This window comes from Polymorphobacter multimanifer (genome assembly GCF_014205635.1).
Taxonomy (GTDB): Bacteria; Pseudomonadota; Alphaproteobacteria; order Sphingomonadales; family Sphingomonadaceae; genus Sandarakinorhabdus; species Sandarakinorhabdus multimanifer.
This window is the reverse complement of the sequence record NZ_JACIIV010000010.1, coordinates 1-12,581: the sequence shown is the minus strand read 5'-3', so window position 1 is coordinate 12,581 and position 12,581 is coordinate 1. Positions and strand designations below refer to the sequence as shown.

General features: G+C 64.0%; 13 protein-coding genes. All 13 read right to left on the bottom strand.

Annotated features, from left to right (window positions below):
- Positions 1-32: 32 nt before the first annotated feature.
- Complete coding sequence (gene rimM / locus FHS79_RS07855; RefSeq protein WP_184197964.1) at positions 33-515, bottom strand: ribosome maturation factor RimM; 483 nt, start codon at positions 513-515, stop codon at positions 33-35.
- Positions 516-530: 15 nt separating this feature from the next.
- On the bottom strand, positions 531-1,046 hold the full coding sequence (gene rpsP / locus FHS79_RS07850) for a 30S ribosomal protein S16 (protein ID WP_184197962.1): 516 nt from the start codon (positions 1,044-1,046) through the stop codon (positions 531-533).
- A gap of 25 nt (positions 1,047-1,071) precedes the next feature.
- Positions 1,072-2,505 carry a signal recognition particle protein gene (ffh, locus tag FHS79_RS07845; RefSeq protein WP_184197959.1) on the bottom strand — a complete coding sequence of 478 codons (1,434 nt, stop codon included), beginning with the start codon at positions 2,503-2,505 and terminating at the stop codon, positions 1,072-1,074.
- A gap of 215 nt (positions 2,506-2,720) precedes the next feature.
- On the bottom strand, positions 2,721-5,219 hold the full coding sequence (ligD, locus tag FHS79_RS07840) for a DNA ligase D (protein WP_184197956.1): 2,499 nt from the start codon (positions 5,217-5,219) through the stop codon (positions 2,721-2,723).
- Between the two features lie 17 nt (positions 5,220-5,236).
- A complete protein-coding gene (ku, locus tag FHS79_RS07835) occupies positions 5,237-6,151 on the bottom strand; it encodes a non-homologous end joining protein Ku (RefSeq protein WP_184197953.1) in 915 nt (304 codons plus the stop codon).
- Positions 6,152-6,218: 67 nt separating this feature from the next.
- On the bottom strand, positions 6,219-7,133 hold the full coding sequence (locus FHS79_RS07830; protein WP_184197950.1) for a c-type cytochrome: 915 nt from the start codon (positions 7,131-7,133) through the stop codon (positions 6,219-6,221).
- The gene (locus tag FHS79_RS07825) at positions 7,133-7,570 is read right to left on the bottom strand and encodes a c-type cytochrome (protein ID WP_184197948.1); all 438 of its coding nucleotides are present in this window, start codon (positions 7,568-7,570) and stop codon (positions 7,133-7,135) included. The genes FHS79_RS07830 and FHS79_RS07825 overlap by 1 nt, the downstream gene beginning before the upstream one ends.
- Positions 7,571-7,630: 60 nt before the next feature.
- Positions 7,631-8,545, bottom strand: a complete 915-nt coding sequence (gene ftsY / locus FHS79_RS07820) for a signal recognition particle-docking protein FtsY (RefSeq protein WP_184197945.1) — start codon at positions 8,543-8,545, stop codon at positions 7,631-7,633.
- Positions 8,542-9,342, bottom strand: a complete 801-nt coding sequence (dapF, locus tag FHS79_RS07815; RefSeq protein ID WP_184197942.1) for a diaminopimelate epimerase — start codon at positions 9,340-9,342, stop codon at positions 8,542-8,544. The genes ftsY and dapF overlap by 4 nt, the downstream gene beginning before the upstream one ends.
- On the bottom strand, positions 9,339-9,911 hold the full coding sequence (gene pdxH, locus FHS79_RS07810; protein ID WP_184197939.1) for a pyridoxamine 5'-phosphate oxidase: 573 nt from the start codon (positions 9,909-9,911) through the stop codon (positions 9,339-9,341). Before pdxH ends, dapF begins: the two co-directional genes overlap by 4 nt.
- A 22-nt stretch (positions 9,912-9,933) precedes the next feature.
- Positions 9,934-10,245 (bottom strand): TraR/DksA family transcriptional regulator, encoded by a 312-nt coding sequence (locus FHS79_RS07805; RefSeq protein ID WP_184197937.1) that lies wholly within the window; start codon positions 10,243-10,245, stop codon positions 9,934-9,936.
- A 63-nt stretch (positions 10,246-10,308) separates the two neighbouring features.
- Positions 10,309-11,103, bottom strand: coding sequence for a hypothetical protein (locus tag FHS79_RS07800; protein ID WP_184197935.1), 795 nt, complete (start codon positions 11,101-11,103; stop codon positions 10,309-10,311).
- Between the two features lie 227 nt (positions 11,104-11,330).
- Positions 11,331-12,353 (bottom strand): hypothetical protein, encoded by a 1,023-nt coding sequence (locus FHS79_RS07795; RefSeq protein WP_184197933.1) that lies wholly within the window; start codon positions 12,351-12,353, stop codon positions 11,331-11,333.
- Positions 12,354-12,581 lie beyond the last annotated feature (228 nt).

The following is a 12,581-nucleotide window of genomic DNA, read 5'->3' as shown; positions in this document are numbered from 1 at the left end:
GCGAATGCTCCTGTATACACGTGGCGTATATACTAGGTGAGCCAGATTGGGTCAATGATGAGCTGGTCGCCCTGTTCGGTGACCGCTTCCGCTGTGAAGGGCACCATGGCGCTTTTGCCGGACGTGAGGGTGATGTCGAGAATGTCTCCGGCGCCGAAGTTCTCGATGGTGCGGACCGTACCCATCACCGTGCCATCGGGGGCCTGCACTTCGCGGCCAAGATAGTCGGCATGGTAATATTCCCCGTCTTCGAGGGGGGGCAGGCTTTCACGCGGCACGTTGAGGAGGGTCCCGCGCAGCGCTTCGGCGGCGTTGCGGTCCTTCACTTCGGCAAAGCGCGCAACGGCGCCGGTTTTTTCGGCGCGAATGTCGATGAGGGTGAGCGCGCGGTCGCCGGCGAGGAAGACGCGGTGCGCCTCAAGGCTTTCGAGCGACGGCGTGAACAGCTTCAGACGCACTGCGCCGCCGATGCCATGGGCACCGGCGACAACAGCAAGCGTGATTTCGGCAGCCATGAGCCGAATTCAGGCTCAGGCCTGGGTTTCGTCCGCGGCAGGCGCTTCTTCGGCGGCCGGAGCCTCTTCAGCTGGCGCTTCCTCGGCGGGGGCTTCCTCGGCGGGGGCAGCAGCAGCTTCAGCAGCAGCAGCGGCCTCAGCTTCGGCGGCTTCAGCGGCAGCGGCTTCTGCAGCCACGGCAGCGGCAGCGGCTTCCTCGGCCTTCTGCGCGGCGAGCTGGAGCCGCTCCTTGGCCTTGGCGCCGGGCTCACCCTTGGTCGGGTTGTTCTTCGGTGCGCGGGTGCGGACGCCGGCGGCATCGAGGAAGCGGGCGACACGGTCCGAAGGCTGGGCGCCGACGCTCAGCCAGTGGGCGGCACGCTCGGAATCGAGCTTCACGCGCTCGGCCGAATCCTTCGGCAGCACCGGATTGTAGGTGCCGATCTTCTCGATGAACTTGCCATCGCGGGTGTTGCGGCTGTCCGTGACGACGATGCGATAATAGGGGCGCTTCTTCATGCCACCACGGGCAAGACGGATTGCGAGAGACATTTCAGAGACTTCCTTCGGTTGATTTCTAGCGTTTGAACTTGTTGCCCGGCCCACCCATCGGGCCACCGGGTCCGCCGAGCAGGCCACCGAGGCCCCCCATGACGCCGCCGGGCGAATTGCCCATCCGGCCGAGCATGGCGGCCATGCCCTTCATGCCGCCCATCTTGCGCAGCTTCTTCATGGCAGTCGCCATTTCGAGCTGCATCTTGAGGACGCGGTTGACTTCCATCACCGTCGTGCCGGAGCCCTTGGCGATGCGGATCTTGCGCTTGGCGGTGATGATTTCGGGCTTGGAACGCTCCTTGGGCGTCATCGAGCTGATGACGGCCTCCATGCGGCCAAGCAGCTTTTCGTCGACTGCACCCGAGGCCATCGCCTGCTTCGCCTGCGCCACGCCGGGCATCATCGAGGCCAGTGCCCCGAGACCGCCCATCGCCTTCATCTGCTTCAACTGGGCGCGCAGATCATCGAGGTCGAATTGGCCCTTTGAGAGCTTTTCGGCCATCCGCTCGGCATCGGCCTGCTCGACGTTCGCGGCGGCGCGCTCGACGAGGCCGACAATGTCCCCCATGCCGAGGATGCGACCGGCAACGCGCTGCGGGTCGAAAGCTTCGAGCGCATCGAGCTTCTCGCCGGTGCCGGCAAACTTGATCGGCTTGCCGGTGATGGCGCGCATCGAGAGGGCGGCACCGCCGCGCGCATCGCCGTCCATGCGGGTGAGGATGACGCCGGTAAGCGGCACTTCGGCCTTGAACAGCGTCGCCGTGCTCACCGCATCCTGGCCGGTGAGGGCATCGACCACGAGCAGGATTTCATGCGGCTGGGTGGCGTTGGCGATCTGCGCCATCTCGGCCATCAGGGCGGCATCGACCGAAAGCCGGCCCGCGGTATCGAGCAGGACCACATCGAAGCCCTGCAGCTTGGCGGACTGCCGCGCGCGCTCGGCGATGGTGACCGGGGACTGGCCGGCGATGATCGGCAGTGTGGCAACGCCGGTCTGCTCGCCGAGTACGCGCAGCTGCTCCTGGGCGGCCGGCCGTGCCACGTCGAGCGATGCCATCAGCACCTTCTTGCCCTGGCGCTCGGTGAGGAACTTCGCGAGCTTCGCCGTGCTCGTCGTCTTGCCCGAGCCCTGCAGGCCGACCATCATCAGCACCGCCGGTGGGGTGGCGGGGATGTTGAGGCCTTCATGCTCGGAGCCAAGCAGCTCGACGAGACAATCATTGACGATCTTGACGACCTGCTGGCCGGGCGTGACCGAGCGGATGACTTCCGCGCCGATCGCGCGCTCGGTTGCCTGCTCGACGAAATCCTTGACCACCGGCAATGCGACATCGGCTTCGAGCAGCGCAATCCGCACCTCGCGCATTGCTGCACGCACGTCGAGTTCGGTCAGCGCACCACGACCGCGGAGCTTCTCGAAAACGCTGCCAAGACGATCGGCAAGACTGTCGAACAAATCCAATTCCTCAAACGAATTTCACGCCGGCGGACGAACCCTCGTCGGCCGGCGTGCATCCGTGGACGCGCCTTTTCCCATTGCTGGGTGGCGGAGCCGTATGCGATCTGATGAGAGAGGTCAAGAAAAAGGCCTTTGCCTTGCACGCGACCTCATTCTCTGTGTCCCTGATGCCTGCGCGCATGTTCGGCAGCCTCGTGCAGGCCAGTTCAACGTCAGAGTTCGGGAAGCATCTGGTTGGCGCGGCCCCATTGCGCGAGGGATTTCGATTGCGCGCGCTTCAGCATCTCGGCGGCATCGCCGATATGCCAGGTTGCTGCACTGTCGAGCGAGCGCAATTCCTGCCAGGTGATCGGCACCGCGATGGGCGCGTGTTCGCGGGAGCGTGCGCTGTATGGCATCACGGCGGTGGCACCGCGCTGGTTGCGCAGATAGTCGATGAAGATGCGACCCTTGCGTTTTGCCTTGGACAGGGCGGCGGTGAAGCGATCGGGCTCGGCCTGCGCCAATGCCGTGGCAAAGCGCTGTGCGAAGTCCTTTACTTCAGGCCATTCGGCACCCGGGGTGAGCGGTGCGATGACGTGCACACCCTTGCCGCCAGTGACGAGCGGGAAGGTGGTGAGGCCCATCTGCGCCAGCATGTCGTTCAGGTGAAAGGCGGCGGAGACAACATCGGCGAAGCCCAGGCTTTCATCGGGATCGAGGTCGAACACCAGCCGATCTGGCTTTTCCACATCCTCGATGCGTGCACCCCAGCCATGAAACTCGATCGTTCCCATCTGGACGCAGGTGAGCAGGCCTGCCGGTGAGTCGATGAAAAGATAGGGCTCGCTGCCGCCATCCTTTTCGGCAATGGCGATCTGCCTGACGCTGTCGCCGAAGCTGCCGGCATCATGCTTCTGGAAAAAGCATTTCCTGGCGCGGCCCTGCGGACAGCGGACGAGGCTGATGGGTCGGCTGCCCGCCCATGGCAACATGATCGGGGCGATGGATTCGTAGTAATCGGCCAGTTGGCCCTTGGTGAGCTTGCCTTCGGGGAAGATCACCCGGTCGCGGTTGCTGATGGTGATGCCGCTTGCATCGGGGGTGGCGGATGCCACCGGCGCCGGCACCTCGGCGACAACGGCTTCCGGCTTCTTGTCCTCGCGCAGCCCGAGGAAGCTCGAATGGCGCAGCACGCCGTCGCCGGTCACTTCGGCGAAAGCCACTTCGGCAACGAGCCTGGGCTTGACCCAATGGGCACCGCGAACGGCGGCGGGCGGGGCCTTCACTGTGGCCCTGGTCTGCTCGATGGGGGCCATCAGCGCCAGCAGGCGTGTCATCGCATCTTCGGTGAAGCCGGCTCCGACCTTGCCGGCATAGCGAAGCTCGCCGGCGTCGTTGACGCCGAGGAGCAGGGACTTGAAGCCGCGCTGTCGGTCCGACGGCAGCCAGCCGATGATGACGAACTCCTGCCGCTGGATGCACTTGGTCTTGAGCCAGCCGCTGCCGCGAGCGCCGCGATAAGGTCCGTCGGCGCGCTTGGAGATCACGCCTTCAAGCCCGAGGCCGCAGAATTTGGCGAGCAGGGCCTCGCCATGGCCGACGATATGGTCCGAATAGCGCAGCTTGCCGTCTGCCTTGCCGAGCAGTTTGGCGAGCAACGCCTTGCGCTCGATCAACGGTGTCTGCGTCAGGTCCTTGCCGTCGAGCTCGAGCAGGTCGAAGGCGAAATAGGTGATGCTGTCGGGATCATCCTTGAGAGCGGCCTGCAGCGCCTGGAAGCTTGTGCGGCCGTCCGGTGTCAGCACCACGGCCTCGCCATCGATCAGTGCGGTGCGCGCCTTGAGGCCGACGGCTTCGGCAATCAGGCCGGCGAACCGGTCCGACCAGTCGAGGCCGGAGCGGGTGTAGGCCTTGCCCTCGCCGCCGCCGATGGCGAGGACGGTGCGGTACCCGTCATATTTGAGCTCGTGCAGCCAGCGATCGCCGGGCGGCACATGATCGACCAGCGTTGCCAGCTGCACCGGGCGGAACGGCGGCGGCTTGTCGGTGGCGGACTTCTTGGCGGCTTTGCGCCGCTTGGCCGCTTTTCCGGCAACGGCAGCCTTGCCAGCCTTGCCTTGCGCGATCTCTTCCATCGTGCGGCCACTGTCGATGCTGGTCAGATGGCCCCCGACCAGATCATCCGAGCGGGCGGCGAAGCTGTCGTTGACCTTGCGCAGGATCCAGTTCTCGCGCTTCTCCTTGCCGCGCGGCTTGAGCCGGAACAGGATCCATTCCCCCTGCATCCGCTGCCCGTGCAGGATGAAATGCAGATGCCCTTCGGGAAGGGTTTTCTTCGGGTCCTTGCCGGGGATCGGCTCCCAGGTGCCATTGTCCCACAGCATCACCGTTCCGCCGCCATATTCCCCCTTGGGAATGCTGCCTTCAAAGCGTGCATAGTCGAGCGGGTGATCCTCGGTGCGCACCGCCAGCCGCTTGTCGTCAGGGTCGGCGCTCGGGCCGCGCGTCACCGCCCAGCTGACCAGCACGCCTGCGAGTTCGAGGCGGAAATCATAGTGCAGGCGACTGGCGGCATGTTTCTGGACGACGAAACCGTTGCCTGGCTTTGCGGTGCGGCCGCCCGAGGGCTCCGTGGTGCGCGTGAAGTTGCGCATGGCGCGGTAGGGTGCCAGGCTGTCTTCGGCGTCCGTGCTGGGAGGCGTGTCGGGCTTTGCGGCTTTGCGGGGCATGTCGCGGAGGCCGTGGCTCAGGCCCGCTTGCGCGCCGGTGGCTTGGGCGCTGCCTTGGAGGGGGCTTTGGAGGCTGTCTTGGAGGGGGCCTTGGACGGCGCTGCCTTCGCCTTGGCCGGCGGGGCTTTCGCGGACTTGGCGGCGCCGCTGCCGAGCGATTTCTTCAGGGCGGCCATCAGATCGATGACATTGCCGCCACGCGGGTCGGCACCGCTGCCGGCATCACTGTCGATGTTGAGCGTCTTGCCCTGCTTCTTCCGTTCGATCAGCTCCCGCAGCGCATCGACATAGCGATCGTGAAAGTCGCTGGCGTCGAACTTGCCGGTCTTCTTGTCGATCAGCGATGTCGCCAGTTCGAGCAGTTCGTCATCGGGAGTGGCGTCGCCGATATCACGGAAATAGCTGCTCGCCTTGGTCACCTCATCGGCATAGCGCAGCGTTTCCATGACGATGCCCCGCCCGCAGGCCTTGATGCTGACGACATGTTCGCGGCCGCGCATCGCCAATTGCCCCAGGCCGATCTTGCGGCTGCGGCGCAACGCCTCGCGCAGCACGATGAAGGCTTCCTCGGCGAGGTCGTCGGCCGGCACGACATAATAGGGCTTCTCGAAATAAATGGGGTCGATGTCGTGGCTGTCGACAAACTGGGTCAGCTCGAGCGTCTTCTTGCTCTCGAGCTTGACGCCTTCGATGTCCTTCTCGTCGAGAAGCACATATTCGCCCTTGGCATATTCGAAGCCCTTTACGATGTCGTCGACATCGACCGGCCCGATCCCGGGAACGACTTTCTCGTATTTGATGCGCTTGCCCGACGGCTCATGGATCTGGTTGAAGGCGATCGATGCCCCGCTCTTCGTCGCCGAAAAGATCTCGACCGGAATCGACACCAGCGCCAGCCGGATATGACCTTTCCAATAAGGGCGTGCGGCCATGGTCGTCTCCCGTTGCGGGTCGTCAATCGCCGAGAGGCGGTTCCGTTCCCCCGACACGCTGGCATGGCTACTCGGCTGCGGGGATTGCTTTCAGATACGCGGCGATGGCGGCCCGGTCTTCGGCGGGAAGTTTTGCCATGTTCTCCTGGACTTCCACCATCGATCCGCCGACGGAATCATAGTCCGGAGTAAAGCCGGTTTCCAGATAACTGGCGATGTCGGCCGCTGACCAGTCGAGCTTAGCGGGAGTGATGTTGGGAATGCGGCCCTTGCCTTCCGGGTTGGGAGCGCCGGCCAGCCATTTGCCATGGTCGAGAGCGCCAAGCCCGTCCAGCGTGCGCGGGGTGTGGCACTGGCCGCAATGGCCAGGGCCTTCGACGAGATATTGCCCGCGGCGCACCGGCTCGGGGGCATCGGAGGGCAGGGGGATGATGGGGCTGGTGTCGCCGGCGAAGGCGCGCTTCCACAGGCCGATGCCGCGACGGATGTTGTAGGGGAAGCCGAGTTCGTTGTCGGGCGCCTTGCCGGCGACCGGGGGCAAGGTGCGGAGCCAGGCGAACAGGTCGGCAATGTCCGCTGCGGTCATGTGCTGGTAGCTGGTGTAGGGGAAGGCGGGGTAGAGGTGCCGACCGTCCTGGCCCACGCCGCGCTGCATGGCGTTGGCGAATTCGGCAAGGGTCCAGTTGCCGAGGCCATCGGGGTGCGGCGAAATGTTGGGGCCGCGGAAGGTGCCGAACGGCGTTTCGAGCGGGGCGCCGCCGGCGAGGATCAGCCGGTCGTCCCCCTTGGCGCCGCCGGCAGCGTGGCAGGACGTGCAGCCACCGGCCCAGAACAGCCGCTCACCGCGGGCAGCATTGCCGCTGCCTTCGGCGGCGATGGCGGTCGCATCGAGCCGATCGGGCAGGGTGAGCAGTAGGAAGGCGCCGCCCGCGAGCCCGCCGATGAGGGCGAGGCCGATGAGGAGGCGGGCGGCTTTCGTCATCAATCGAGCTTGATGCGGAAGCTTTCATGGCAGCTCTTGCAGTTGGCGGTGACTTTGCCGAACTGCGTGCCGAAGGCGGCTTGGGTGGAAAGATCGGCCTTCATGGCGGCGGCGGAATCGGCCTGGAACTTGGTGAGCGAGGCCTTGAACTCGCCGGGCTTTTCCCAGATCGCTGGCGCGGCTTCGGTCTTGCCACCGGTCTTGCTGTTGGGCGGGAAATGCGCGCCGAACTTGTTGGCGACATCGTTCATGCTGGCGAAGATCGCCTTGGCGCGGGCGGCATCATAGGGCGAAGTGCCCTTGAGCATGTCTCCACCGGCCTTAGCGTCGCGGCCGTTGTTTTCCATCAGCGCCTTGCGCGTTTCGATGGGGCCGGTCTGGGCGAGGGCGGGGGAGGCGATGGCGAGAACGGCGAGGACGAGAGGAAGGCGGATCATTGACGGGTCTCCTTGATGCGGCGCCTGCGCATCCTGCCAGCAAATGCGTGCACTTGGCAATCAGCGGCCGGTGATGGCGGTGGCAAAGTCCTGCGCTTCGAAGGGTCGGAGGTCGTCCATGCCCTCGCCGATGCCGATGGCGTGGATGGGGAGGTGGAAGCGCTCGGCTGCCGCGACGATAACGCCGCCGCGCGCGGTGCCATCGAGCTTGGTGATGACGAGGCCGGACACCTTGGCGACACTCTGGAACACCTCGATCTGCGAGAGGGCGTTCTGGCCGGTGGTGGCATCGAGGACGAGCAAGGTGTCGTGGGGAGCGGCGGGGCTGCGCTTCTGGAGGACGCGGCGGATCTTGGCCAGCTCGTCCATGAGACCGGACTTGTTCTGGAGGCGGCCGGCGGTGTCGATGATGAGCACGTCGGTGCCGGCGGCTTGCGCCTTTTCGAGCGCGGTGAAGGCGAGGCCGGCGGCATCGGCACCCTGTTCGCCGCTCACCAGCGGCACGCCGACTCGCTCGGCCCAGATGCGGAGCTGGGCGATGGCGGCGGCGCGGAAGGTGTCGCCGGCGGCGAGCATGACGCTGTAATCGGCTTCGGTGAAGCGGCGGGCGAGCTTGGCGATGGTGGTTGTCTTGCCGACGCCGTTGACGCCGACGACGAGGATGACATGGGGGCGGGGGAAGGCGGTGACGGCGAGTGGCTTGGCGTAGGGGGCGAGGATGTTGGTGATTTCCTCGGCGACGGCGGCCTTGAGGCCGGCTTCGTCGATGCCGCGCTCGAAGCGGGGGCCTTCGAGTTTCTCGCGGATGCGCTGCGCCACGGCGGGGCCGAGATCGGCGGTGATCAGCGCTTCCTCGATGGCATCGAGCCGGGCTTCGTCGAGAGGCATGGTGCCGCTGGCGAGGCCGGCGAGGCTGTCTGCCAGCTTGGTTGTCGAGCGGCTGAGGCCGGATTTGAGGCGATCGAGCCAGCTCATGCAAAGGCCTCCAGGTCGATCTCGCCGGTGAAGGAGATGATGGCGGGGCCAGCGAGGTGGAGGTGCCCGGACTCGTCCCGGCGGACCCGGACTTCGCCGCCGGGCATGGTGACTGTCACCTCGGCGCCGATCCGGCCGCGCTTCTGGAGGGCGGCGACAGCGGCGACGGCGCCTGTGCCGCAAGCCCGGGTGAGGCCGGCACCGCGCTCCCAGACGCGGAGGGTTATGCGGTCAAGCGCGTCGACTCGGGCGATGCCGACGTTGATTCCGGCGGGGAAGAGGGGGTCGGTCTCGATGCGGGGGCCGAGGGATTCCAGCGGGATGGCGGCAGGGTCTGAGACTTCGAAGACGATGTGGGGGTTGCCGACGCTGAGGGCGGCGGGGTCCGTGAGCTCGTCCCAGCTGACCGGCAGGTGGAGGGTGTCGAGGGGGTAGGCGAGTGTCTGCTCCCAGTGCCAGCGCGGGGGACCCATGTCGATTTCGGCCTGGCTGCCGGACGCGGCGCTGGTGAGGGGGCCGCCGGCGGTTTCGATGCTGGCGGCGCCGCCGAGATAGACGGCCAGGGCCCGGCTGCCGTTGCCGCAGGAGGGGACTTCGCTGCCGTCGGGGTTCCAGAAGCGGGCTTTGACGCTGGCGGTTTCGCTCGGCTCGACGAGGATGAGCTGGTCGAAGCCGACGCCGGTGCAGCGGTCGGCGAGGTTTCTCACCTGCTGGGCGGTGAGGGCAACGGGGTGTTCCCGGGCGTCGAGCAGCATGAAATCATTGCCCAGGCCGTGCATTTTCAGGAACTTCGTCATGGATAGAGCAGGCCGCTCGTCCAGCCGTCAGTGCCGAGGGTGAAGAGCTCGCGGTCGTGGAGGCGGCCATCACGGTCCTGCCAGAATTCGATGCTTTCGGGAATTATCCGCCAGCCGGACCAATGGGGGGGGCGGGGGATTTCGTCGGGGAAGCGCTGCAGCACCTCTTCGAGGCGGGTTTCGAAGGTGGCGCGGTCCGGCAGGGGCCGGGATTGCAGGCTGGCCCAAGCGCCGGCCTGGCTGAGGCGGGGGCGAGTGGCGAAATAGGCATCGGCTTCATGGTCGCTGACCTGTTCGACCGGGCCTTCGATGCGGATCTGGCGGCGCTGGGTCTTCCAGTGGAAGTTCAGTTGCACGAAGGGATTTGCCTTCAATTCCAGGCTCTTGCGGCCGGTCAGGTTGGTGTAGACAACGAAGCCCTGCTCGTCCCAGCCTTTCAGCAGCACGATCCGCACCGAGGGGCGGCCTTGCGGGGTGGCGGTGGCGAGGGCCACGGCGTTCGGGTCGTTGGGTTCGGTCGCCTCGGCGGCGGCGAGCCATTCGGCGAAGCGGGTGAAGGGGGTGTTCATCCCCTCCCGTTAGCTTGTGTGGTCAGGCGGCGCAATTGATGCAGCGGGTGGCTTCGGGCTGGGCTTCGAGGCGGGCGGGGGCGATATCGGCGCCGCAATTGTCGCAGGTGCCATAGGTGCCGGCGTCGATGCGGTGAAGGGCGGCGCGGATCTGCTCGGCTTCGGCCTTGTGGACGCTTTCCAGCGCTTCGTTGGTGCCGAGATCCTCGAGATCATTGGCCTGGTCGCTGAATTTGGGGCTGAGCGGCTGGGTGGTTTCGGCATCGAGACGGGCGATTTCGGTTTCCAGCTCGGCGAGGCGGGCGTGGAGGCTGGTGGCGATGGCGTTGGACATGCTGATTTTCCTTGTTGCGGCCGCTACCATGGCACGGATGCGCCGGAAAAGCTTTGATGCTGATCAACGGCCTGAAAACGGGGGGATTCCGGCGTGCCGTGCGATCATGTCCTCGATCTCGTGCAACTCGGCCATCGCCATCGAACCATACGAAGTTGACACGGAACGCGGTTTTTTCGGGCGTTTGGCGGCCGGATCGCTGGTGGCAGGATCGCGTGGGGGGCGGATGCCGGGGCGCGAACTCTTGCTGGGGATGCGGCTGCTGCCGGGTGCGAGGGTGCGGGGCAGGGTGACGGGCGGCGGCAGGGCGGCGGTGCTGGAGGCATCGCGCGGCGCCGGTGCCAGCCAGCCTTCACGATCGGGCAGGGTGCGGGCGAGATTGTGGAAGGCGTGGTGGGCCGGGGTCTCGTTCGGGGGCGTGCAGGGTATGGCCAAGGGTGCTGCGGGGGACATCTGGGGGGTGTTTCGGGACGTTTCAGGGAGATTCTGCTGCCGGCTTCGCATGGCATCGAGGCGCGCGAGCATCAGGACGGCGAGCTTTTCGTTGCAGGGCTGGTGGCGGGTGTGGGTGCTGCCATCGGCGCTGGTGACGGTGATCGTCTCGCCGCCGATGACGCGCTCGATCAGGAGCTCCTCGATCTGGCGCATCGCATCGGCGAGGGCGAGATCCCATGCGGCGCGGAAATCCCCGGCATCGGGGTGCCTGCGCAGCGCATAGGCGGCAGCGCGCGACATGCCGGCGACGGCGGCGGCCTGGCTGACCGATCCGATATCGGCGAGCGCGGTGAGGAAGATCGCCTGGCGGGCCGGGGTCCAGCCATCATGGCGGGTGGTGAGGGCGGGGAGGGTGTGGCTCATGGGGGGAGTATGGGGAAAAGGGCGTGTGTAGGACAGAGGCCAAGGCGGCGAAAAATAGCGCAGCTATCTTGAGACTCGCCGCAGTGCCCGGCCGGCGTACGGTCGGAGAATCCGACCGAGCGACCGACGGCGCGGCTTCGCCGCGCTCTTTCTTTCTGCCTTTTGGGCGAAAGCGGACTCGGCGGCTTTGCCGCCGGCCGCATTCCCATAGGGTCGCAGCAGCTTACTCAATCCTGCAACATAGCCGCAGTTGATATGTCGATATCACCGTAGTTTGCTCGACCTTGAAGGAAAAAACTCGCCAGTCGTTCTCCGCGGCGACAAATCGACAGACAGACCTTTGCGGTGACCAAATAGTTATCAGAAGACAACTTCAAAATATCGCCAAATCGGATATCAGGCAAATTTACACAAAGTTGCAAGGTGAGCTGTTTAATTTCAGAAAGGACCGAGTCCATTATAAATACGTCAGCGTCAGCCGAAAGCAAATTAGTTTTTGATAAATAGGAATAGAGTTCCGTATAACTAGTCTTTATTGATTGAGAAAAATTCGCGAAGTGGTCAATCAAGGCCACCGTCTGTCCAAATTGTTCTCGACGGCCCTTTACTTCAATCCAGCCGGGTGAATTATATTTAACTCCAGAAAATCTCAATGGAGCATAGTCAAAATTATCGTTCGCAATCGAATTAAACATGCCTACATAACTACCCCCGCCCTGAAACGGACGCAGAAAATTCGACTGAATCTGCCTTTCTTCGTTCCCATTTGGCATGACCTCAGTGATCCGCCTGATAGTGTTATAAATATGGTATATGTCGGAAACTTGGTTATAAAATTTTGAAAGTTCAGCAAACTGCCAGTGGCCATCAATGGAAAACTTCTCTGTCGAATAATCAATTGCTACTGGAAGTTTAGTGATCGGGTCGTGGCTTCGCGAGAACAGTCCCGCTTCCGGAATTGAATCGATTATAAGTGCGCTGTCTCGATTTATTTTGTAAAAACAGATTTTATCCTGATCGGGCTCGTAAAGGAAGCTATACCACTCACCGTAGAAACACTGTGTAATCAGATAGCGCAAATCATACTTTCCCTCATCGTAACTTAACAGCTGTTCATCACTAACAGCTGCGCCTAAAAACTGCCCCTCATGGTTGTTATCAGCGATGGCCACTGCAATGATTTTTCTGTTTCGGCTAATAGAGCCGAGAAGAATCTGCGGCCCATCGTACCAAAGTAAAACCTGTTCCACAGTACCGTGTAATGGTTTCTGTTTCCGAATCGGCATTATATTGGCTCGACTGAAATAACAGCTTGAACAGGATCAAACTCAGCGTAGCGCCAAAAATGCGTATGATTTCCCTTGGTTAAATGGCGACCGCAACCGTAATTACCCACCCCCTGCGTTGAGCTATCCGGCGGAGACAGCGCCGAGGATGGTGTTGTAGGGATTGGCCCCGGACAGTCGCGCAGTATCGAC